Raw genomic sequence first — 20,408 nt, forward strand, 5'->3', positions numbered from 1 at the left:
CATTAGCACTCTCGGGGTGAGAGTGCGAACCTTACGTCTTCTGTCAGGACAGGAAAGCAGAGGTACACCGTGTCGGTTTCCATCAAGCCGCTCGAGGACCGCATCGTCATCAAGCAGGTCGACGCCGAGCAGACCACCGCAAGCGGTCTCGTCATTCCCGACACCGCCAAGGAGAAGCCCCAGGAGGGCAAGGTCGTGGCGGTCGGACCGGGTCGCATCGACGACAACGGCAACCGCGTCCCGCTCGACGTGGCCGTCGGCGACGTCGTTCTGTACAGCAAGTACGGCGGAACCGAGGTCAAGTTCGGCGCGGACGAGTTCCTCGTGCTCTCGGCCCGCGACGTTCTCGCGGTCGTCGAGCGCTGAGGCTGACGATCTCCTCGGAACCCCGGATGCGTGGCATCCGGGGTTTCGTCGTTTCCGGCCGCGGGTTCGCGAAACGTCGGCGGCCGTCCCTACGCTGGACGGCATGGATGACACGATTACCGACGACATCGCCGAGGCGGTGACGACCAACTTCTGGACGGCGTGGGCCGCGGTCCTCATCGCCGGGGTGTCCGCCGTCCTGATCGGCTTCGCGCTCGCCTGGCTGTTCCGGTTCATCATGACGCGCCTCGGCCGGCGCCACGCCGCCTTCCGCGAGCTGGCGGCGCGCTTCCCGAAGGCCGTGTTCGCCGTGGTGACGGTCATCGCGTGGCGCGCGACGATCCCCGCGTTCATCCCGGACGGCTATGACGGCATCGAGACGACCGCGCGCTTCGTCCTGAACCTCGCCGTCATCGGCGTGGTGGGCTGGATCCTCGCGAAGGTGGTGGTTTTCCTCATCGACGGCGCGATGCGTCGCCAAGAGGCCACAAGCGCGGATCCGTTCGTTCTGCGTCGCCGCCGGACCCAGATCCGCATGCTGCGCCGCCTCGTGATGGCGATCGTCGCGGTGCTCACGGTCGCGGCGATGCTCCTCACGATCCCGGGCGCCAGCGCCTTCGGGGCGTCGCTGCTCGCCTCCGCCGGTGTCGCCTCGATCGTCGCCGGTCTCGCGGCCCAATCGACCCTCGGCAACCTCATCGCGGGCATGCAGCTCGCGTTCTCCAACGCCCTGAAGGTGGGCGACACGGTCGAGGTCGACGACGAGTTCGGCACGGTCGAGGAGATCACCCTCACCTACGTCGTCGTCCAGATCTGGGACGACCGGCGCCACGTGCTGCCCTCGACGTACTTCACGACGACGCCGTACACAAACTGGACGCGCAGCCAGACGGCCGTCACGGGCACGGTGTTCGTCGAGGCCGACTACACGGTCGACGTGCCCGCCGTCCGCGCCGAGCTGGAGCGGATCCTCGACTCCTCCCCCGACTGGGACCGCCGCAGCTGGGGCCTCATCGTGTCCGACGCGACGGGCGGCGTCGCGCAGCTGCGCGCGACCATGACCGCCGCCGACGGCGACGCGATCTGGAACCTGCGCTGCAAGGTGCGCGAGGAGCTCGTGGCGTTCCTCGCGACCCAGCGCCCGCAGGACCTCTCGCGCACGCGCTACGAGGTCGGCCCCGGCGCCTGATCCGGCAGAGGAGCGGGCGCGGGGGCGGGCACCCCTAGGCTGAGGCGGTGACCACTCGCCCCGCGCCCGCGCCCGCCGTCCCGAGCGGATCCGCGTCCGGCGTCGCGTACGGCTTCGGCGCGTACCTGCTCTGGGGCGTCCTGCCGCTCTACTTCGTGCTGCTGGCGCCCACGGGGGCGTGGGAGATCCTCTCCTGGCGCGTGCTGTTCTCGCTCGTGCTGTGCGCGGCGCTCCTCACCGTCACCCGCGGCTGGGGGCGGCTCGTCGCGGTCGTGCGCTCGCCGCGCCTCGCGCTGTGGGGCGGGGCCGCGGGCCTCTTGATCTACATCAACTGGCAGGTGTTCCTCATCGCGGCCACGACTGACCGCGTGCTCGAGGCGAGCCTGGGGTACTTCATCAACCCGCTCGCGACCGTCCTCCTCGCCGTCCTCGTCCTCGGCGAGCGGCTGCGGCGCCTGCAGTGGGCCGCGCTCGGGGTCGCGGGCCTCGCGGTGCTCGTGATCTGCGTGTTCTACGGATCCGTGCCCTGGATCTCCCTCGTCCTGTCCGCATCCTTCGCGCTCTACGGGCTCGTGAAGAAGCAGTACCTCGGGGCGCACGTGGACGCCGTGAGCGGGCTCACCCTCGAGACGGCGTGGCTCGCGCCCCTCGCGGCCGTCCAGCTCGTCATCGTCGGCGCGACGACGGGGATCACGCTCGGCCAGCACGGCGCCGGGCACACCGCGCTCCTCCTGCTCGCCGGGGCCGTCACGGCCGTGCCGCTTCTGCTGTTCGCCTCGGCGGCCCGGCGGGTGTCCCTGACAACGATCGGGCTGCTGCAGTTCGCGGCCCCGATCCTCCAGTTCCTCGTCGGGGCGTGGATCCTCGGCGAGCACATGCCGCCCGAGCGCTGGGCGGGATTCGCCCTGATCTGGGTGGCGTGCGCGCTGCTCGCGGCCGACCTGGTGCTCCACGGGCGGCGCGCCCGTGCGGCGCGCGCCGCAAACCGCTACATGCCGTGACCCTCCCGGAAACACGCCGGTGACACGGGGTCAGTAGTTTCGCCGCAACCGCGCGCGCATCACAGCACACGGCGCGCGCGACCCGACGAAAGGACGGCACCACCATGGCTCGATCCCGCTTGCTCGTCAGTTCGGTCGCCCTCGCGGGCGTCGCCGCACTCACTCTCGCCGGATGCTCCAGCGAGACCTCCTCGGACGAGGACGACACCGCCGCCGCGCCGATGGAGGGCGGCGACCTCGCCCTCACGATCGGCACGGCGCTCCCCCAGACCGGCGACCTCGCGTTCCTCGGCCCGCCCGAGGAGGCCGGCGTCGCGTACGCGCAGAGCCTCATCAACGAGTACACGGAGGAGACGGGGCTCGACCTCGAGATCGTGTGGGGCGACTCGGGCGACCTGTCGAACCGCGCGTTCGAGACGGAGATCCCGCGCCTCTTGGGCGAGGACGTGTCGGCCATCGTCGGCGCCGCGTCCTCGGGCGTCTCGCTGCAGTTCATCGACGAGGTCGTCGGCGCGGGCGTCATCCAGTTCTCCCCCGCCAACACCTCCGACGCGTTCACGACGTACGAGGACGACGGGCTCTACTTCCGCACCGCGCCGAGCGACGTGCTGCAGGGCGAGGTACTCGGAAACTTCATCGCAGAGGAGGGGCACCAGACCCTCGGCATGATCGTCCTCAACGACGCGTACGGCACGGGCCTCGCGAACTACATCACGGAGGCCTTCGAGGCCGCCGGCGGCGAGGTCGTCGCAGCGCCCACCTTCAACCCGGGCGACACGACGTTCACGTCGCAGGTCTCCGAGGTGCTCGCGGAGGATCCGGACGCGATCGTCGTGCTCACCTTCGACCAGGCCAAGACCATCGTCCCGAACCTCGTCGACGAGGGCGTCGCGGCCGAGCAGATGTACTTCGTCGACGGCAACCTCGCCGACTACTCGGCCGACTTCCCCGAGGGCACCCTCGAGGGCGCGAAGGGCACCTACCCCGGCCCGACGCCCGAGCAGGTGCAGGCGTGGGTCGACGACCTCAACGTCTTCGTGGAGGAGGACGGCCGCGACGCGCTGACCGATTACACGTACGGCCCCGAGTCGTACGACGCGGTCAACCTCCTCGCGCTCGCCGCGCTGCAGGCGCAGTCGACGGATGGCGCGGCCATCGCGGCCGAGCTGCAGGAGATCTCGGGCGGCTCGGGCGAGGGCGAGACGTGCACGACGTTCGCGGACTGCGCGGACATCATCCTCGGCGGCGGGACGGCCGACTACGACGGCATCTCCAGCCCCGTCACGTTCGACGACGTGGGCGACCCGACCGAGGGCATCATCAACATCTACGAGTACGGCGCCGACAACACCTACGCGGCGTACACGGGCTAAATTCTGCGCACGGCGGCGGGCGCGTCCTTCGGGGCGCGCCCGCCGTTCGCGTTCACACCGCGAGCTGCGGCAGGATCCACAGGAGCCAGCTGGCGCTGAAGGCGATCGACACGAGGCCCAGGGCGATGCCCCACGCGGGCGGCGTCCGGGTGCCGCGCCGGAGGATCAACGCGAGCGCGCCGAGGACGAGCCCGACGACGCCGAGCGCGGCGCCCCACGGCCCGAACCACGACACCATCAGGCCGAGCGCCGACAGCGCGAAGGACGTCAGCCCGAGGCGCGAGGTGTGCGGGCGGAGCTCGCGGCGCGTCGGGTGGTGGGGCTCGACCCATCCGAACGTCTCGGAGGCGAGCAGGGGCGCGGGCCCCGTCTCGGGCGCGGCGACGGGCTCGCCCGCCGGATCCGCGCGCTCGTCGCTCACCGCTCGGCGCCCTCCCGCTCGGCCACCTGGATCTCGGTCACGGGCAGCGTCGAATCGGCCCCGAAGGCCAGGGTAGAGGGCGCCCGGCCGCTCGCGATGAGCTGGGCCGCCAGCGCGGCGATCATGGCGCCATTATCGGTGCACAGGGTGAGGGGCGGGATCCGCACGGTCACGCCGCGCTCCGCCGCGCGCTGGAGCGCGACCTCGCGCAGGCGCCGGTTGGCGATGACGCCGCCCCCGAGGAGGAGCCGCGGGACGCCGCGCTCGGCGCACGCGTCGAGGGCCTTCGTCACGAGCACGTCGACGACGGCCTCGCGGAAGCTCGCGGCGACGTCGGCTGTGGGCAGCGGCTCGCCCGCCGCCTCGTGCTGCTCCACCCACCGCGCGACGGAGGTCTTCAGGCCGGAGAACGAGAAGTCGAAGCGGTGCGCCGCCATGTCGCTCGCGCGGGACAGCCCCCGCGGGAAGCGGATCGCGCGCGGGTCGCCGCCCTCGGCCGCGCGGTCGATCTGCGGTCCGCCGGGGTAGGGCAGCCCGAGGATCCGCGCCACCTTGTCGAACGCCTCGCCGGCCGCGTCGTCAATCGTCTCGCCGAGGAGCTCGACATCGGTCGTGAGGTCGCGCACGTGCAGCAGCGAGGTGTGCCCGCCCGAGACGAGTAGCGCGATCGTGGGGTATTCGAGGGGCTGGGAGTCGGGGGTCACGACGTCGGCGGCGATGTGGCCGACGAGGTGGTTGACGGCGTAGAGCGGCACTCCCAGCGAGACCGCGAGGGCCTTGGCCGCGCCGACGCCGACCATGAGGGCGCCCGCGAGCCCCGGCCCGCTCGTCACGGCGACGGCGTCGAGGTCCTCCAGGCGCACCCCCGCCTCGGCAACGGCCTGCGCGATCGCGGGCCCGAGCGCCTCGAGGTGGGCGCGGGCGGCGACCTCGGGGACGACGCCGCCGTAGCGCGCGTGCTCGTCCATGCTCGAGGCGATCGTGTTCGAGAGCAGCGTGCGCCCCCGGACGATGCCGATGCCGGTCTCGTCGCAGCTCGTCTCGATGCCGAGGACGAGCGGATCCGTGCGGTTCATGTCGCGGCTCCCGCCTCCGTCGGCCGCGCCCCGTCCGCCCGCCACGCGGCGAGGTCGAGGCGCATGACGACGGCGTCGACGTCGTCGGGCTGGTAGTAGCGCGGGCGGCGGCCGATCTCGACGAACCCCTCGGAGGCGTAGAGCGCGTGTGCGCCCGGGTTGTCGGCGCGGACCTCGAGGAACACCTCGCGCGCCCTCCGGCGGCCGGCCTCCGCGAGGAGCTCGGCGAGGAGGAGGCGGCCGAGCCCGCGGCCGCGCGCGGACTCCGCGACGGCGATCGTCTGCACGTCGGCGTCGCGGCCGCCGGCGAGGTGGCGGAGGCCCGCGTACCCGACGACGGCCCCGCCCTCCTCGGCCACGAGGTAGCGGCCGTGGGGCGAGGCGAGCTCGGCGCCCATGGCGTCGGCGCTCCAGGCGTCGGTGGGGAAGCTCGCCCGCTCGAGCGCCATGATCGCGTCGAGGTCGTGGGGGGTCGCGGTGCGGATCACGTGCTCACCCGCTTCACGGCGCCCGGGACCTTCGCGTCGGGCGCGCGCAGGTACAGCGGCTCGGCGAGGTCGGGGATCCGCCCCGCCCGCAGCTGGCGCCCCGCGAGCACGCCCAGCGCGCCCGCGGGGATCCGGGTCGTGAGCGCGGGTACGGGGCGCGCGGCGCCGGGCGCGGTCTCGGGGGCGCCGGGCGCGATGTTGGAGAGGGGGCGCGCGGCGCCGGGCACGGCCTCGGAGGTACTGGGCTCGGGATTCGACGGCGCCGCGGGCGCGAGGGCGGGGCCGGAGACGCGGGCGGGGATGCCGTCGGCGTCGAGGCCGCGATACGTGGACACGGCGTGCTCGCGACGGCGGGCGTCCGTGACGACGACGAGGTCGGGGCCCTCGAGAGCCTCGAGGGCGTCGAGCGCGACGGCGTCGTGGCTGACGACGGGAACGACGTCGATGCCGCGGCCCGCGGCGAACGCGCGCGCGGCGGCGATGCCGATCCGGAGGCCGGTGAACGGCCCCGGGCCCATGCCCGCAGCGACGTGGGTAATGTCGGCCGGTGCGGCGCCCGACGCGGCGAGCGCCTCGAGGATGAGGTCGCCGATGACCTCCGCGTGGCCGCGCGTCTCGGCGCGCTCGGCGACGCCGCGCACGTCGCCGTCCGTCGTCACGACGGCGACGCCGGATCCGAGGGAGGTGTCGATGGCGAGGATCACGTCCCCAGGGTATCGAGCCTCGCCTCGGAAGCCTCTGGCGACGCGGGACGACCGCGTGCATCAGGCGACGCGGGACGTATCCGCTCCTCAGGCTGCGTGGCGGGTGATCGCGACGGTGCGGGGCGCGTCGAGGTCGAGGTTCTCGGGGTCGTCCACCGCGTCGCCCACGGGGCGGGCGATCTCGATGTCCCACCACGCGTCGGCGATGTGCTCCACGGATCCGCGCCCCCACTCGACGATCGTGACGGACGCGTCGAGGTCAAGGCCGAGGTCCTCGAGCTCCGCGGCGTCGCCGAGCCGGTAGGCGTCGGCGTGCACGAGGGGCGGGCCGTCCGTGACGGAGGGGTGCGTGCGGGCGATGACGAACGTCGGGCTCTGCACCGGGCCGCGGACGCCGAGGCCGTCGGCGATGCCGCGGGTCAGCGTCGTCTTGCCCGCGCCCAGGGGTCCGGTCAGCACGATCACGTCGCCCGCGCGGAGCCCGCGCCCGATCCGGCGGCCGAGCTCCTCCATCTCCCCCGCGGTCGCGATCGCGTACTCGCCCAGCATCTCGTCCGGCACCATGGGTCCATTCTCCCCCGCCGCGCCCGCGCCATGCCCCCCAACACAACGCAGTCAATTTTTCAGCCGACGGCCCCGGATCCGCGGAACTCGCGCGCCAGGGGCGAAATATGACGGCGTTGTGTTCGGCACGACGGACGGGGCGGGCCGCGGGGGCCGCGTCACCCGACGACGGTGCGGCGCACGCGGGCGCCGATGCGCGTGACGATCTCGTAGTTGATCGTCCCCGCGGCGGCCGCCCAGTCCTCCGCCGTGGGCGCCCCGGACTGCGGGTCCCCGAACAGCACGGCCGGGTCGCCGACCGCGACGGGCGTGTCCCCCACGTCGACGACGAACTGGTCCATCGCGATCCGGCCGGCGACGCGAAAGCGGGCGCCGCGGATCCGCACCGGCCCGGATCCGGACGCCTGGCGCGGTATGCCGTCCGCGTACCCGAGGGGCACGAGGGCGAACGTCGTCTCGGCGTCGGCGCGGTGCGTGTAGCCGTAGGACGCGCCGTGGCCCGCGCCCACGCGGCGCACGGCGGCGACGGGAGCACGCAGGGTCATCGCGGGCCGCAGCCCGAGCGACGCTGAGGTGCGCCCCTCGAACGGCGAGAGGCCGTAGATGCCGAGCCCCACGCGCACGGCGTCGAACCGAGCCTCCGGCAGGTCGAGGGCGGCCCCGGTCGCCGCGAGGTGGCGGATCCGCGGCTGCAGCCCCGCCGCCGACGCCGCCTGGATCGCCTCGCGGAAGCGGGCGACCTGCGCGAGGTCGTCCGGACGGCTCGTGCCCGACAGGTGGCTGAAGAGGCCCTCGACGCGGATCCGCCCCGCCTGCTCGAGCCGCGCGGCCTCGGCGAACAGCGCGCCCCACTCCTCCGGCGCGGCGCCGTTGCGCCCGAGGCCCGTCTCGACCTTGAGGTGGACGGCGGCGGGCCCCGCGGCCGCGGCGCGCGCGAGCTGGGCGGATCCGGACACCCCGATCTCGATGCCGCGGGCGACGGCGGGCGCGAAGTCGGCGTCGGGCGCGTGTAACCAGGCGATCAGGGGCGCGTCGATGCCGCCGTCGCGCAGCGCGAGGGCCTCGGCGAGGTCGGCGACACCGAGCCGGCTCGCGCCGCCCGCGAGCGCCGCGCGCGCGGCCGTAAGCGCGCCATGACCGTACCCGTCTGCTTTCACGACCGCGATGAACTCGCGGCTTCCCGCCGCGGCGCGCAGGGTGCGCACGTTGTGCTCGATCGCACCTCGATCGATGAGCGCCTCCCGCGCGACGCCGGCGGGGAAGGTGCCGCTCACGCGTCACCCTCGAGGATCGCGTAGGCGAGCGCCAGCCCGCCGTCGTGCGAGAGCGAGAGGTGGTGCCGCGTGACGCCGCGGCCCGCGAGGGTCCGCTCGGTGTCGCCCGTGACGATGTAGGCGGGCGCCTGCCGCTCGCCGAGGCGCGGCACCTCGATCTCCTGCCAGCGCACCCCGTGGGATCCGCCCAGCGCCTTGATGAGCGCCTCCTTCGCGGCGTACCGGGCGGCGAGCGACCGCAGTGGCAGCTCGCGCTCGTGCGGCGTGAACAGGCGCTCCATGAGGCGGGGCGAGTGCGTGATCTGGGCCTCGAATCGCTCGATGTCGACCATGTCGACGCCGATCCCGACGATCACGCCTGCCGCCTCGTGCCCATGCGTCAAGTCTAGGCGCCCCGCGCCGCGGGACTCGGCCGGACGGCCCCGCCCCCAACACAACGCAGTCAAAATTTGACGCGGGACACCCGGATCCGCGATCGGCGCTCAGGCGATCGGGAGCACGCAGTTCGGCGTCGGGTGCTCGACCCGGTGCCGCACGCGACCGACGGCGCCCGTGCGGGAGTCGACGCCAAGCGAGACGATCTCGTCCGAGCCCTGGCCCGCGACGAGCAGCGTGTCCCGCACGAGCACGTGGTGCCGGGGCGTCGTGACGCCCGCCTCGGCGACGCCCACGAGCTCGAGCCTCTCCCCCTGCCCGGCCACGCGCACCGCGGCGATGCCGTCGCTGCCGCGCAGCCCGGCGTAGAGGAAGGAGCCATCGGCGGATCCCGCGAGCTCCGCCGCCGTGTCGCCCGCGATCGCGCCGGTCTGGACCCCCGCGACGAGCGCCCAGCGCCCGTCGCGCCCCGGCGCGAGGACGAAGATCTCGCACGTGAACTCCGTCACGACGTACAGGTGGCCGCTCGCGTGCAGAGACATGTGCCGCGGCCCCGTCCCGAACGGCAGCGCCACCTCGTGGTCGAGCACGAGGCCGTCCGTCCCGACGCGCCAGATGCGCACAAGGTCGTAGCCGAGGTCCGTCGTCGCGATTCGTCCGTCCGGGAGGAAGCGTGCGGCGTGCGCGCGGGTCGGGCGGGGACCCTGCGGAGCCTCCGCCTCGCGCAGCACGCCCGCGGGCGAGGCATCGAGGATCGCCCGGACCGCGGGGTCGTCGAACGGATCCGCGGACCCGCCGCCCAGGAGTGCGCGCAGCTCCGCCGCGGGATCGGACCCGTCGTCGGTGCCGGCGAGCATGGCCGCGAGGCGCGAGGGATCGGATCCGCCGTCCACGAGCGCGCCGAGGTCGACCGCGCCGGAGAAGTCGGTCACGGGGGCTTCAGGTTCCGGCGCATCGCCCGCGAGGAGCTGCCGCGCGATGCGGGCCGCATCGTCCTCCGGTTCGGCGGGGGCGGCGGCCTCGGGCGCGGCGTACGGGTCGCGTGCTGGAGCCGCCACGCGCGGCGCGCCGAGGGCGCCGGAAGAGCCGAGCGGCACCTCCACGACGCGGCCGTCTCCCCAGCACGAGGCGACGAGCCGGCTCCCATCGGGCGCGACGGCGATGTGGCAGACGGCCGAGCCGGCCTCCACCGGATCCCCGAGGGGCTCGAGCGCGGTCTCGCCCGCGCGTCGGAAGGCGGCGACCCGGCCGGATCCCTCGAGCGCCGCGTAGACCACGCCGCCGCGCGGGTGGCGCGCGAGCCACGTGGGCGACGGGGCCTCGGCCGCGAGCCCGCGGTCGGTGAGCGTGCCGCCCGCGAGCGGGGAGTCCGGCTCGCCCGCCGCGACGATCCCGATGCCGGCGCCGTTCGCGCCCATGTCCGCCCCGCGCCCGCCGATCCAGAACCTCATGGATCCATCATGGCGGACGCCTCGGTGCCGCGCGCCCTACTCGACCGTGACGGACTTCGCGAGGTTGCGCGGCTGGTCGACGTCGAGGCCCTTGGCCGTGGCGAGCCCCATCGCGAAGATGTGCAGCGGCACAACGGCGAGGATCGGCTCGAACAGCGGGCTGGCGAGCGGGATGCGCAGCACCTCGTCGGCCTTCGGCAGCACGGCGGAGTCGCCCTGCTCGGCGATCGCGATCACGCGGGCGCCGCGGGCGCGGACCTCCTCGATGCTCGAGATCACCTTGGCGTGCATCGTCGCGGCGCCGCGCGGCGACGGGACGACGACGAAGATCGGCTGACCGGGCTCGACGAGCGCGATCGGCCCGTGCTTGAGCTCGCCGGCGGCGAAACCCTCCGCGTGGATGTAGGAGATCTCCTTGAGCTTCAGCGCGCCCTCCAGCGCGATGGGGAAGCCCACGCCGCGCCCGAGGAACAGCACGGAGCGCGTGTCGGCCATCCAGTGCGCGAGCTGGTCGACGCGCTCCTGCTCGTTGTCGAGGATCCACTGGATCTTGCCGGGCAGGTCCTCGAGCTGCGCGATGGCGTCGGCGGCGACCGCCTCCGGCAGCGTGCCGCGGACCTGGCCCACGTGCAGGGCGAGCAGGTACAGCGCCGTGATCTGCGCGACGAACGCCTTCGTCGATGCGACGGCGACCTCGGGGCCGGCGTGCGTGTAGACGATCGCGTCGGACTCGCGCGGGATGGTCGCGCCCTGCGTGTTGCAGATCGAGAGGGTCTTCGCGCCGAGGCGCGCGGCTTCCTTGACGGCCATGAGCGTGTCCATCGTCTCGCCGGACTGGCTGATGGACACGACGAGGGTGCGGTCCGAGACGATCGGATCCCGGTACCGGAACTCGTGCGCGAGCTCGACGTCGACGGGGACGCGGGCCCACTGCTCGATCGCGTACTTGCCGACGAGCCCCGAGTAGTACGCCGTGCCGCAGGCGAGGATCACGACGCGGTCGATGTCCGTGAAGAGCGCGTCGAGGCCGTCGAGCTCGGGGATCGTGATGCGGCCGTCGTGGATCCGCCCGCGCACCGTGTTGGCGACGGCCTCGGGCTCCTCCGAGACCTCCTTCGCCATGAAGCTCGACCAGCCGCCCTTGTCGGCCGCCGCCGCGTCCCACGACACCTCGAACGGCGTCGCCTCGACGGGGGCGCCCGCGAAGTCGGTGATCGTGACGCTGTCGGGCGTGATCGCGACGATCTGGTCCTGCCCGATCGCGAGCGCGCTGCGGGTGTGCTCGACGAACGCGGCGACGTCGGATCCGAGGAAGTTCTCGCCCTCGCCCAGCCCGATCACGAGGGGCGAGTTGCGGCGGGCGCCGACGACGAGCCCCGGGTGGTCCTCGTGCATCGCGAGCAGCGTGAAGGCGCCCTCGAGGCGGGTCACGACGGCGCGGAAGGCGGCCTCGAGGTCGCCCGTGCGGCGGTATTCGCGCCCGATGAGCGCGGCCGCGACCTCGGTGTCGGTCTCGCTGCGGAAGACCACGCCCTCCGCCTCCAGCTCGGCGCGCAGGACGCCGAAGTTCTCGATGATGCCGTTGTGGATGACGGCCAGGCGGTCGTCGTCGGCGAGGTGCGGGTGCGCGTTCTCGTCGGTCGGGCCGCCGTGCGTCGCCCAGCGGGTGTGACCGATGCCGGTCGTGCCGGCCGCGAGCGGGGCGTCCGCGAGGGAGTCGCGCAGCCGCGCGAGCTTGCCGGCGCGCTTGCGCATCCCGAGGTGTCCCTCGCCGTCCACGACGGCGATGCCGGCGGAGTCATACCCGCGGTACTCGAGGCGGGCGAGGCCCGAGATGAGGATGTCCTGGCTCGGACGGGGACCCACGTATCCGACGATTCCACACATGGGATTCATCGTAGGCGGGCGCCCCTGACAATCCCGCCAGGAGCGCGCCGACGGATCCGTCAGAGCTTGCGCAGGAGCACGCGCTCGACCGCGTGGTCGGCGCCCTTGCGCAACACGAGCGTGCCGCGGTGCTTCGTCGGCTCGACGTTCTCCACGAGGTTCGGCAGGTTGATGTCGCTCCAGATGCCGCGCGCCGTCTCGATCGCCTCGGCGTCGGAGAGGTGCTGGAAGACGTTGAAGTACGAGGCGGGGTTGCTGAACGCGCCCTCGCGCAGCGCGAGGAAGCGGTTGACGAACCACTGCTCGATGTGGCTCGTCTCGGCGTCGACGTAGATCGAGAAGTCGAACAGGTCGCTCACCGCGACGTCGTTCGGCGAGGGCGGGGGCTGCAGGACGTTGAGGCCCTCGACGATGAGCACGTCCGGGCTGCGCACGACGACCGACGCGTCGGGCATGATGTCGTACTTCATGTGCGAGTAGAACGGCGCCCGCACCTCGGCCTCGCCCGACTTCACGCGCGCGACGAAGTCGACGAGCGCGCGCCGGTCGTAGGACTCGGGGAAGCCCTTGCGGCTCATGATCCCGCGCCGCTCGAGCTCGGCGTTCGGGTACAGGAATCCGTCCGTTGTGACGAGCTCGACGCGGGGGGTGTCCGACCACCGGCTCATGAGCTCGCGCAAAAGGCGCGCGACGGTCGACTTGCCGACGGCGACGGATCCGCCCACACCGACGACGAAGGGGATCCGCGGCTGGGCCTCGCCGAGGAAGTCGCCGACCTCGGATCCGATCTGCCGCACGCCCCGCGCCCACCCGCTGAGCAGGCGGCTGATCGGGAGGTAGACGTCGCGCACCTCCCCGACGTCGAGGCGGTCGCCGAGGCCGCGGATCTGCACGATCTCCTGCTCGGTGAGCGGCTGATCCATTCCGCGCGCAAGGCGCGCCCACTCCGCCCGCGGAATGTCGCGGTAGAGGGAGAGGCGCAGGGATCCGGGCGCAGGAGTCATCCGCGACATCATACCGGCGGGCCGCCCGCCGCCCGGACCGCCGCTAGGGTGAGGCGCATGCGCCTCGGGGTTCTCGATATCGGATCCAACACGGTCCACCTGCTTGTGGCCAACGCGCAGCCGGGCGGGCGCCCGCTCGCCGCGACGAGCGAGAAGTCGGTGTTGCGCCTCATGCGCTACATCGACGACCGCGGCGCCATCACCAAGGAGGGCACGAAGGCGATCGTCAAGGCCGTCCGCAGGGCCAAGAAGGTCGCCGAGAAGGAGGGCGTCGTCGAGCTGCTCGCGACCGCGACGTCGGCCGTGCGCGAGGCCGCGAACGGCGCCGAGGTGATCGCGCAGATCGAGGACGCGCTCGGGCAGAGCCTGCAGGTGCTCGGCGGATCCGACGAGGCGCGCTTCACCTTCCTCGCGGTGCGCCGGTGGTTCGGGTGGTCGGCGGGCCAGATCCTCATGTTCGACATCGGCGGCGGATCCCTCGAGGTCGCCGGAGGATCCGAGGAGCTGCCGCAGCTCGCCGAGTCCGTGCAGCTGGGCGCGGGCCGGATGACGATCGGGTACCTCCCGAACGATCCGCCGGGCGACAAGGCGGTCGGCAAGCTCGCCGCGCACGCGGAGGAGGTGCTCGAGCCGCTCGCGAAGCGCTTCTCGCGCCTGCCCGCGCCGGACCACGTTGTCGGATCTTCCAAGACGATCCGCTCGCTCGCCAAGCTCGCCGGCTACAAGCGGCCCGGCTGGTCGGGCATCGAGCGCTGGATGCTGCCGCGCGCCGCGCTCGGCGCGTGGATCCCGGTGCTCTCGCGGATCCCCGCCGAGTCGCGGCAGGAGCTGCCGGGCATCACGTCGGACCGCACCTTCCAGATCACGGCCGGCGCCGTCGTCCTGCACGAGGCGATGCGGGCGCTCGACGTGAAAGAGCTGGAGGTGAGCCCGTGGGCGCTGCGCGAGGGCGTGCTCCTGCGCTACATCGAGGACATGGGGTGGTAGCCCCAGCCGGTACGGTGGGCGAATGACCAACGCCACCGACGCCGCCGGGTGCGGCTGCGGGTGCGGGATGCCGGGGCGCGCGCAGTTCGTGCCGCTCGGATCCGCACCTTCCCGCCCCGATGTCCCCGACACCGCGGCCGCGCACGGCATTGAGCAGGCGCGGATCCCCGCGGGCCGCTTCGCGATGGGCGACAGCTCGGGCGACCGCAACCCGGCCGACGGCGAGACGCCCGTGCACGAGGTCGCGCTGAGCGCATTCGAGATCGACGCGACGAGCGTGACGAACGAGGCGTTCGCGCGCTTCGTCGACGCGACCGGCTACGTCACGGAGGCCGAGTCGTTCGGGTTCTCGGCGGTGTTCCACCTCGCGGTGGACGCCCCCGACGGCGACATCATCGGCCAGGCCCCGGGCACCCCGTGGTGGTACGGCGTCAAGGGCGCCGACTGGCGGCGCCCGCTCGGCCGCCACTCGGGCATTGACGACCGCGCGGACCACCCCGTCGTCCACGTGAGCTGGAACGACGCGCAGGCGTACTGCGCCTGGGCCGGACGGCGCCTGCCGACGGAGGCCGAGTGGGAGTACGCGGCGCGCGGCGGCCTGGACGCGGCAAAGTTCCCATGGGGCGACGAGCCCGTGGACGACGGCGGCTGGCGGGCGAACATCTGGCAGGGCGTATTCCCCACGCAGAATACGCTGGAGGACGGCTTCCTCACGACGGCGCCCGTGCGCTCCTTCGCGCCCAACGGATACGGCCTCTGGCAGCCGATCGGGAACGTGTGGGAGTGGTGCCAGGACTTCTTCGATCCCGGCTACTACCGCCGCTCCCCCGCCGCGGATCCCGCGGGCCCCGACACGGGCGGGTCCCCCCGGATCCTGCGCGGCGGCAGCTACCTCTGCCACGACTCGTACTGCAACCGGTACCGCAACTCGGCGCGGTCGCAGAACACCCCCGACTCCTCGATGGGCAACGCCGGCTTCCGCACGGTGGCGCGGGTGGCCTCGTGAGCGAGAAACGCTTCCCCCGTCGGGTGTACCGCGAGGGAACCGAGCCGGATCCGCGCTTCAGCCTCGCGAACGAGCGCACCTTCCTCGCCTGGCTGCGCACCGCGCTCGCGATGTACGCGGGTGCCTTCGCCCTCGAGGCGCTGTCGCTGCCGGAGCCCGTCGCGTGGCGCTTCGCGGCGGCGGCGGTCTTCCTCATCCTCGGGACGATCGCGGCCATCCAAGCCTGGATCGGGTGGGCGCAGACCGAGCGCTCCCTGCGGCGCGGCGAGCCGCTGCCCGGCCTCGCGGTCGGGGGCCTCATCGTCGTCGGCGTGGTGGTCGCCGTGGCACTCGTCACGATCGGCATCTTCGTCTGATGCCGAGCGGCGAGGTGTTCGACCCGGGCCTGCAGCCCGAGCGGACGCTCTTGGCCTGGCGCCGCACGTGCCTCGCGTTCGCGGTGGCGAGCCTCGTGGCCGCCCGCTTCACGCTGGACGAGTTCGGGCTCCTGTCGATCTTCCTCGGGCTCGCGGGTGCCGGGCTCGCGGCCGGCGCGTACTTCGCGGCCGCGCACGGCTACCGCCGCGCCCACGACGCCCTGCGCTCCCGTGGCGAGGCCGGCACGAGCGGCGTCCCCGTCGCGCTCGGCTCCGCCGCCGCCCTCACGGTCGGCGCCGCCTGCGCGGCGTTCGTGTTCTCCGGCGGACTGTAGGGGGTCGGGCGCCGGGCTTAGATGCTGAGGCGGGCGCGGACGACGTCCGCGAGGCGCTCGCAGGCCGCGAGCGCGGTGTCGCTGTCGGCGGCCTCGACCATGACGCGAACGAGGGCCTCGGTGCCGGAGGGGCGCAGCAGCACGCGGCCGGTGTCGCCGAGCTCGGCCTCGACCGCGGCGACGGCGGCGCGGACGCCCTCGTCGTCGTGTGCGCGTGCCTTGTCGACGCCCGTGACGTTGATCATCGTCTGGGGCAGGATCGTCATCGTCGCCGCGAGCTCGGCGGCCGTCTTGCCCGTGCGGGCCATCTCGCTCGCAAGCTGCAGGCCGGTCAGGAGGCCGTCGCCCGTCGTGGAGTGCTGGCCCATGATGACGTGGCCGGACTGCTCGCCGCCGAGGGTGAAGCCGTCGCGGTTCATGACCTCGAGCACGTAGCGGTCGCCGACGGCGGTCTGCACGACGCGGATCCCGCGCTCGCTCATGGCGCGGACGAGGCCGAGGTTGCTCATGACGGTGGCGACGAGGGTGTCCTGCGCGAGCTCGCCGCGCTCGTGGAGGCTGGCGGCGAGGATCGCCATGATCTGGTCGCCGTCGATCGTCTGGCCGTCGGCGTCGACGGCGAGGCAGCGGTCGGCGTCGCCGTCGTGCGCGATGCCGAGGTCGGCGCCGTGCGAGACGACGGCGGCGGCGAGGGGCCCGAGGTGGGTGGATCCGACGCCGTCGTTGATGTTCATGCCGTCGGGATCCGCGCCGATCACGGTCACGCGGGCGCCGGCGTCGGCAAAGAGCTGGGGGGACACGCCCGAGGCGGCGCCGTTGGCGCAGTCGAGGACGACGTGGAGGCCGTCGAGGCGCGCGGGGATCGTGCCGAGAAGGTGGAGGAGGTAGCGATCCTCCGCGTCGGCGAAGCGCGCGATGCGGCCGACGTCGGCGCCGGTGGGGAGGAGGCGGTCGTCCTCCTCGAGGTAGCGCTCGATGCGCTCCTCGACCACGTCGGGCAGCTTGACGCCGCCGCGCGCGAAGATCTTGATGCCGTTGTCGGGCGCCGGGTTGTGCGACGCCGAAATCATGATGCCGAAGTCGGCATCGAAGTCGTTCACGAGGAACGCGAGGGCGGGGGTGGGGATCACGCCGGCGTCGTACACGTCGACGCCGCTCGAGGCGAGGCCCGCGGACACGGCGGCGCCGAGGAACTCGCCGGAAATGCGCGGATCCCGCGCGATGACCGCCTTAGCGCGCCGGCCCTCGGCGCGGCGCGCCTCGGCGGAACGCCCCTGGCCCAGGACGACAGCAGTCGCCTGGGCCAGGGAGAGGGCAAGGTCGGCGGTGAGGGTGCCATTGGCCAGCCCTCGGACTCCGTCCGTGCCGAAGAGACGCATCAGCGCTCGATCAGCGCTTCGAGAACTGCGACGCCTTGCGGGCCTTCTTGAGACCGGCCTTCTTGCGCTCGATGACGCGAGCGTCGCGCGTGAGGAAGCCGGCCTTCTTGAGGGCGGGGCGGTTGTTCTCGCGGTCAATCTCGTTGAGCGCGCGCGAGATCGCGAGGCGGAGCGCACCGGCCTGGCCCGAGGGGCCGCCACCGTTGATGCGCGCCGTCACGTCGTAGGCGCCCGTGAGGCCGAGGAGCGTGAAGGGGTCGGTGATGAGCTGCTGGTGCAGCTTGTTCGGGAAGTACTCCTCGAGCGTGCGGCCGTTGACCGTGAAGGAGCCCGAACCCGGGTTGAGGCGCACGCGGGCGATGGCCTGCTTGCGGCGACCCACGGCGGCGCCGGGGACGCTGACGACGGGGCGGACGGCCTCGACCTGCTCGGCCTCGGCCGGGGTCTCGGTGGTGAAGTTCTGAACGTCAGTCACTGGATGATCCTTTTCGCCTCGGCGCTTACTGGGCGACCTGGTCGAGCGTGTGCGTCTTGGGCTGCTGCGCGGCGTGCGGGTGCGCACCACCGGCGTACACCTTCAGCTTCGTCGCCTGCTGGCGGCCAAGGGTGTTCTTGGGGAGCATGCCGCGAACGGCCTTCTCGACGGCGCGAACGGGGTTCTTCTCGAGAAGCTCCTCGTAGCTGACCGACTTGAGTCCGCCCGGGAAGCCCGAGTGGCGGTAGGCGCGCTTCTGCTGCGCCTTGTTGCCGGTCAGGACGACCTTGTCGGCGTTGACGATGACGACGAAGTCGCCCATGTCGACGTGGGGGGCGAAGGTGGCCTTGTGCTTGCCGCGCAGGAGCGCTGCGGCGTGCGAGGCGAGGCGACCGAGAACGACGTCGGTGGCGTCGATCACGAGCCACTCGCGCTGGGCGTCACCGGCCTTCGGGGTGTAAGTGCGCGTCACGATAGTGCTGCTTTCTTGTCGAACGGAGGTGTTCGTGAATCCCGCTCCGGGGCGGTTGCCGGCGAGGCCGGACAACGCAGCCGGTGGAGGGCTCACGTTCGCGGTGGGCACACGCGTGCACACCAAAGGACAAGACTACACGATGGGATCCCGGTGCGCCATTCGGGACCGGGGCGCTCCCAACATGTTCGCTCGACATGACTCACGCCACGCACCGCCAGCGCGCCCGGCGGCAAATGCCGCCGGGCGCGCTGGTCGTTCCGGGAGGACTTAGGCGGTCGCTGCGAAGCTCGCGATCTTGCCCGCGTTGCGGTGGTACACCGCGCGGTCCTCCTCGTCGAGCTCGACGGGCACGCCGCCGGCGACGAGGTCGTAGAAGCCAGGGATCCCGGACTCCTCCGGCTGCGAGCCGAGGTCGTTCGCCATGATCGTCACGGCGTACAGGCGCTCGGTCGTCGAGGTGTTCTTGATGTGGTGCACCGAGGTCGCCGGGAGCACGAGGATGTCCCCCGCCGCGACCTCGACGCTGTGCTCGTCGCTGAAGGCGACGCCGGAGCCCTGCACGAAGAAGAAGACCTCGACCGACGCGGGGTGCGAGTTGTCGGGCTGGACGCCCTCCGGGTCCCAGATCTCGAAGAAGACGCTCGTGGGCGAGCCGTCGATCGGGCCGGTCAGCGGCACGAGCCGGACGGTGTCGTCCGCCGTGATGCGGTAGCAGGTGAGGTCGCGGGTGTCCTTCAGGGTGGGTGCGTCAGCCATGGTGCGTTGCCTTTGTTGCGAAGTGGAGCCGGCGGCGGGATGGCCGGTCGGCGGTTGAAACGTATGCACCCGATGTTTCGGACGCATGTCGACGTGAGTCGATTCGGTTACGGCTTCCCTCCCGCGCGCAGCCGCGGCAGGCGCTCGTGAATCTGCCGCGCGGCCTCCGTCGCGAGGGGCGATACGGCCACCCCGTCGGCGACCACGCGCTCGCCCCCGACCCACGTCTCGCGCAGATTTCGGGTGCCGCAGGCGAGGACATACGTGCCGATCGGATCCCACACCGGCCCCACGTCGGGACGGCGCGGATCCACGACCACGAAGTCCGCGCGCTTGCCGATCTCGAGCGTCCCGATCTCGTCGCCGACCCCCATCAGATCCGCCGCGCCGATCGTGTGCATGCGGAACACGTCGGCCGCGCCGAGCGCGGTCGGGTCCTGCGCCGCCGCGCGCACGGCGTACAGGCCCATGCGCATGTTCTGCCACGGATCGGCGAGGTCGGTGCAGGCCTGGTCGTCGATGCCGAGGCCGATCCGCGCGCCGTGGGCCCGCCATGAGCGCACGTCGGCGATCCCGGATCCGAGCCGCCCGTTCGCCGTCGGCTGCCAGGACAGGCCCGCCCCCGCCGCGGCGGCCTCGCGGATGATCTCGTCGCCGGCGTGCACGAAGTGCCCGAAGAGCATCCGCGGGCCGAGCGCGCCGGCGTCGCGGTACCACCGAAACTTCTCGCGCTGCAGGTCGATCCGCACGGGGGTCTCGAGCAGGTGCGACTGATTGAGGATCCCGTGGCGCGCCATGAGGCCCGCCTCGATCTCGGCCGTGCGCGGGGAGGCGGACCACTGCTGGCCGCCCGCGATCGCTGCCCCCAGCACGCGATCCGACAAGGCGCCGCGGACGTCGGCGAGCGCCTCCTCGAAGCGGGCGATCACCTCGGCCTCGTCGCCGTGGCCCTCGTCGAGGTAGATCGCGTGGATGAACCGCAGACCGGCGTCGAGCTTCGCCTCCAGCTGCCGCCGGAGGAAGGCCGGCTCCCGCAGGCGCCCGGGCGCCGCGCGGCCACCCTCGACCATGGGCTCCCACGTCGAACGCTTCTCCGTGAAGTCCCACGCGGTCGTGATGCCCGCGCCGAGCACGTCGAACGCGCCGTGCAGCGTGCACCAGTAGACGTCCTCCGGCCCCGCATCGCGGGTGACGCCGTACATCTGCTCGCACCAGCCGTAGAGCGGTTCGTCGTTCGCGAGGCCCCGGGATCCGCTCGTCGCGAGGTGCGAGTGCGAGGACACGAAGCCGGGCGCGACGAAGGCCCCCGCGACGTCGTGCACGGGCGCGGAAGTGGCGGGCGGGGCGCCCACGCCGAGGTCGGCGACGCGGCCGTCGCGGACGGCGAGCCAGGCGTCCTCGCGGACGTCGTCCGCGGTCGAGATGAGGCGCGCTCGGGTGACGAGGAGATCGAATTCGGGCATGCC

23 protein-coding genes are annotated in these 20,408 nt (G+C 72.9%); 8 read left to right on the forward strand and 15 right to left on the reverse strand.

Annotated elements, in window-relative coordinates; translation table 11 throughout:
• Positions 1-69 precede the first annotated feature (69 nt).
• From groES to GJQ66_RS10080, 4 genes are all read left to right on the forward strand, one after another.
• Positions 70-366: a co-chaperone GroES gene (gene groES / locus GJQ66_RS10065; protein WP_166319491.1), complete on the forward strand. Its 297-nt coding sequence runs from the start codon at positions 70-72 to the stop codon at positions 364-366.
• A gap of 103 nt (positions 367-469) precedes the next feature.
• Positions 470-1,555, forward strand: coding sequence for a mechanosensitive ion channel family protein (locus GJQ66_RS10070; protein WP_155049248.1), 1,086 nt, complete (start codon positions 470-472; stop codon positions 1,553-1,555).
• Positions 1,556-1,602: 47 nt separating this feature from the next.
• A complete protein-coding gene (rarD, locus tag GJQ66_RS10075) occupies positions 1,603-2,556 on the forward strand; it encodes an EamA family transporter RarD (protein WP_368732868.1) in 954 nt (317 codons plus the stop codon).
• A gap of 104 nt (positions 2,557-2,660) precedes the next feature.
• Positions 2,661-3,929 (forward strand): ABC transporter substrate-binding protein, encoded by a 1,269-nt coding sequence (locus GJQ66_RS10080; RefSeq protein ID WP_155049249.1) that lies wholly within the window; start codon positions 2,661-2,663, stop codon positions 3,927-3,929.
• A 52-nt stretch (positions 3,930-3,981) separates the two neighbouring features.
• Here the strand turns inward: GJQ66_RS10080 and GJQ66_RS10085 are convergent, their stop codons facing one another.
• The 10 genes from GJQ66_RS10085 to coaA form a co-directional block, all read right to left on the reverse strand.
• On the reverse strand, positions 3,982-4,350 hold the full coding sequence (locus GJQ66_RS10085) for a hypothetical protein (protein ID WP_155049250.1): 369 nt from the start codon (positions 4,348-4,350) through the stop codon (positions 3,982-3,984).
• A complete protein-coding gene (tsaD, locus tag GJQ66_RS10090; RefSeq protein WP_155049284.1) occupies positions 4,347-5,426 on the reverse strand; it encodes a tRNA (adenosine(37)-N6)-threonylcarbamoyltransferase complex transferase subunit TsaD in 1,080 nt (359 codons plus the stop codon). The genes GJQ66_RS10085 and tsaD overlap by 4 nt, the downstream gene beginning before the upstream one ends.
• The gene (gene rimI / locus GJQ66_RS14740) at positions 5,423-5,875 is read right to left on the reverse strand and encodes a ribosomal protein S18-alanine N-acetyltransferase (protein ID WP_155049285.1); all 453 of its coding nucleotides are present in this window, start codon (positions 5,873-5,875) and stop codon (positions 5,423-5,425) included. The genes tsaD and rimI overlap by 4 nt, the downstream gene beginning before the upstream one ends.
• Before the next feature lie 35 nt (positions 5,876-5,910).
• Positions 5,911-6,618 (reverse strand): tRNA (adenosine(37)-N6)-threonylcarbamoyltransferase complex dimerization subunit type 1 TsaB, encoded by a 708-nt coding sequence (tsaB, locus tag GJQ66_RS14745; RefSeq protein ID WP_368732869.1) that lies wholly within the window; start codon positions 6,616-6,618, stop codon positions 5,911-5,913.
• An 87-nt stretch (positions 6,619-6,705) separates the two neighbouring features.
• Positions 6,706-7,182 carry a tRNA (adenosine(37)-N6)-threonylcarbamoyltransferase complex ATPase subunit type 1 TsaE gene (gene tsaE / locus GJQ66_RS10105; RefSeq protein WP_155049251.1) on the reverse strand — a complete coding sequence of 159 codons (477 nt, stop codon included), beginning with the start codon at positions 7,180-7,182 and terminating at the stop codon, positions 6,706-6,708.
• Between the two features lie 158 nt (positions 7,183-7,340).
• Positions 7,341-8,456, reverse strand: a complete 1,116-nt coding sequence (gene alr, locus GJQ66_RS10110; protein WP_368732870.1) for an alanine racemase — start codon at positions 8,454-8,456, stop codon at positions 7,341-7,343.
• A complete protein-coding gene (locus GJQ66_RS10115) occupies positions 8,453-8,812 on the reverse strand; it encodes a holo-ACP synthase (RefSeq protein ID WP_368732871.1) in 360 nt (119 codons plus the stop codon). Before GJQ66_RS10115 ends, alr begins: the two co-directional genes overlap by 4 nt.
• Before the next feature lie 126 nt (positions 8,813-8,938).
• A complete protein-coding gene (locus GJQ66_RS10120; RefSeq protein WP_155049252.1) occupies positions 8,939-10,282 on the reverse strand; it encodes a beta-propeller fold lactonase family protein in 1,344 nt (447 codons plus the stop codon).
• Positions 10,283-10,318: 36 nt separating this feature from the next.
• A complete protein-coding gene (glmS, locus tag GJQ66_RS10125) occupies positions 10,319-12,169 on the reverse strand; it encodes a glutamine--fructose-6-phosphate transaminase (isomerizing) (RefSeq protein ID WP_155049253.1) in 1,851 nt (616 codons plus the stop codon).
• A 59-nt stretch (positions 12,170-12,228) separates the two neighbouring features.
• Positions 12,229-13,182, reverse strand: coding sequence for a type I pantothenate kinase (gene coaA, locus GJQ66_RS10130; protein ID WP_155049288.1), 954 nt, complete (start codon positions 13,180-13,182; stop codon positions 12,229-12,231).
• Positions 13,183-13,230: 48 nt separating this feature from the next.
• Here coaA and GJQ66_RS10135 point away from each other — a divergent pair, with 48 nt between their 5' ends.
• Genes GJQ66_RS10135 through GJQ66_RS10150 form a run of 4 tightly spaced genes read left to right on the forward strand, consistent with a single transcriptional unit; the run spans position 13,231 to position 15,857 of the window.
• Positions 13,231-14,160: a Ppx/GppA phosphatase family protein gene (locus GJQ66_RS10135; RefSeq protein ID WP_155049254.1), complete on the forward strand. Its 930-nt coding sequence runs from the start codon at positions 13,231-13,233 to the stop codon at positions 14,158-14,160.
• 22 nt (positions 14,161-14,182) lie between these two features.
• Complete coding sequence (locus GJQ66_RS10140) at positions 14,183-15,166, forward strand: formylglycine-generating enzyme family protein (RefSeq protein ID WP_155049255.1); 984 nt, start codon at positions 14,183-14,185, stop codon at positions 15,164-15,166.
• Complete coding sequence (locus GJQ66_RS10145) at positions 15,163-15,522, forward strand: YidH family protein (protein WP_368732872.1); 360 nt, start codon at positions 15,163-15,165, stop codon at positions 15,520-15,522. Before GJQ66_RS10140 ends, GJQ66_RS10145 begins: the two co-directional genes overlap by 4 nt.
• Positions 15,522-15,857 carry a DUF202 domain-containing protein gene (locus tag GJQ66_RS10150; protein ID WP_155049256.1) on the forward strand — a complete coding sequence of 112 codons (336 nt, stop codon included), beginning with the start codon at positions 15,522-15,524 and terminating at the stop codon, positions 15,855-15,857. The genes GJQ66_RS10145 and GJQ66_RS10150 overlap by 1 nt, the downstream gene beginning before the upstream one ends.
• A 17-nt stretch (positions 15,858-15,874) precedes the next feature.
• On the opposite strand, the gene glmM is transcribed toward GJQ66_RS10150, so the two are convergent.
• The 5 genes from glmM to GJQ66_RS10175 all read right to left on the reverse strand — a co-directional run bounded on the left by glmM (position 15,875) and on the right by GJQ66_RS10175 (position 20,405).
• Positions 15,875-17,236 carry a phosphoglucosamine mutase gene (gene glmM / locus GJQ66_RS10155; protein WP_155049257.1) on the reverse strand — a complete coding sequence of 454 codons (1,362 nt, stop codon included), beginning with the start codon at positions 17,234-17,236 and terminating at the stop codon, positions 15,875-15,877.
• Positions 17,237-17,246: 10 nt separating this feature from the next.
• Positions 17,247-17,711, reverse strand: coding sequence for a 30S ribosomal protein S9 (gene rpsI, locus GJQ66_RS10160; protein WP_338100801.1), 465 nt, complete (start codon positions 17,709-17,711; stop codon positions 17,247-17,249).
• Between the two features lie 25 nt (positions 17,712-17,736).
• Positions 17,737-18,183: a 50S ribosomal protein L13 gene (rplM, locus tag GJQ66_RS10165; protein WP_166319527.1), complete on the reverse strand. Its 447-nt coding sequence runs from the start codon at positions 18,181-18,183 to the stop codon at positions 17,737-17,739.
• 270 nt (positions 18,184-18,453) lie between these two features.
• Positions 18,454-18,942: a cupin domain-containing protein gene (locus tag GJQ66_RS10170; protein ID WP_155049258.1), complete on the reverse strand. Its 489-nt coding sequence runs from the start codon at positions 18,940-18,942 to the stop codon at positions 18,454-18,456.
• A gap of 107 nt (positions 18,943-19,049) precedes the next feature.
• Positions 19,050-20,405 carry an amidohydrolase family protein gene (locus tag GJQ66_RS10175; RefSeq protein ID WP_155049259.1) on the reverse strand — a complete coding sequence of 452 codons (1,356 nt, stop codon included), beginning with the start codon at positions 20,403-20,405 and terminating at the stop codon, positions 19,050-19,052.
• Positions 20,406-20,408 lie beyond the last annotated feature (3 nt).

The sequence above is a fragment of the Microbacterium sp. ZXX196 genome, assembly GCF_009709595.1.
In the GTDB taxonomy this organism is placed as follows: Bacteria; Actinomycetota; Actinomycetes; order Actinomycetales; family Microbacteriaceae; genus Microbacterium; species Microbacterium excoecariae.

What these genes read in the sequence shown, in the direction of transcription:
- GJQ66_RS10070 (WP_155049248.1), top strand. Translation starts at nt 470, where the DNA reads ATGGATGACACGATTACCGACGACATCGCCGAGGCGGTGACGACCAAC.
- GJQ66_RS10080 (WP_155049249.1), top strand. Translation starts at nt 2,661, where the DNA reads ATGGCTCGATCCCGCTTGCTCGTCAGTTCGGTCGCCCTCGCGGGCGTC.
- tsaD (WP_155049284.1), bottom strand. Translation starts at nt 5,426, where the DNA reads ATGAACCGCACGGATCCGCTCGTCCTCGGCATCGAGACGAGCTGCGAC.
- rimI (WP_155049285.1), bottom strand. Translation starts at nt 5,875, where the DNA reads ATGGCGCTCGAGCGGGCGAGCTTCCCCACCGACGCCTGGAGCGCCGAC.
- tsaE (WP_155049251.1), bottom strand. Translation starts at nt 7,182, where the DNA reads ATGGTGCCGGACGAGATGCTGGGCGAGTACGCGATCGCGACCGCGGGG.
- GJQ66_RS10120 (WP_155049252.1), bottom strand. Translation starts at nt 10,282, where the DNA reads ATGAGGTTCTGGATCGGCGGGCGCGGGGCGGACATGGGCGCGAACGGC.
- glmS (WP_155049253.1), bottom strand. Translation starts at nt 12,169, where the DNA reads ATGTGTGGAATCGTCGGATACGTGGGTCCCCGTCCGAGCCAGGACATC.
- coaA (WP_155049288.1), bottom strand. Translation starts at nt 13,182, where the DNA reads ATGTCGCGGATGACTCCTGCGCCCGGATCCCTGCGCCTCTCCCTCTAC.
- GJQ66_RS10135 (WP_155049254.1), top strand. Translation starts at nt 13,231, where the DNA reads ATGCGCCTCGGGGTTCTCGATATCGGATCCAACACGGTCCACCTGCTT.
- GJQ66_RS10140 (WP_155049255.1), top strand. Translation starts at nt 14,183, where the DNA reads ATGACCAACGCCACCGACGCCGCCGGGTGCGGCTGCGGGTGCGGGATG.
- GJQ66_RS10150 (WP_155049256.1), top strand. Translation starts at nt 15,522, where the DNA reads ATGCCGAGCGGCGAGGTGTTCGACCCGGGCCTGCAGCCCGAGCGGACG.
- glmM (WP_155049257.1), bottom strand. Translation starts at nt 17,236, where the DNA reads ATGCGTCTCTTCGGCACGGACGGAGTCCGAGGGCTGGCCAATGGCACC.
- GJQ66_RS10170 (WP_155049258.1), bottom strand. Translation starts at nt 18,942, where the DNA reads ATGGCTGACGCACCCACCCTGAAGGACACCCGCGACCTCACCTGCTAC.
- GJQ66_RS10175 (WP_155049259.1), bottom strand. Translation starts at nt 20,405, where the DNA reads ATGCCCGAATTCGATCTCCTCGTCACCCGAGCGCGCCTCATCTCGACC.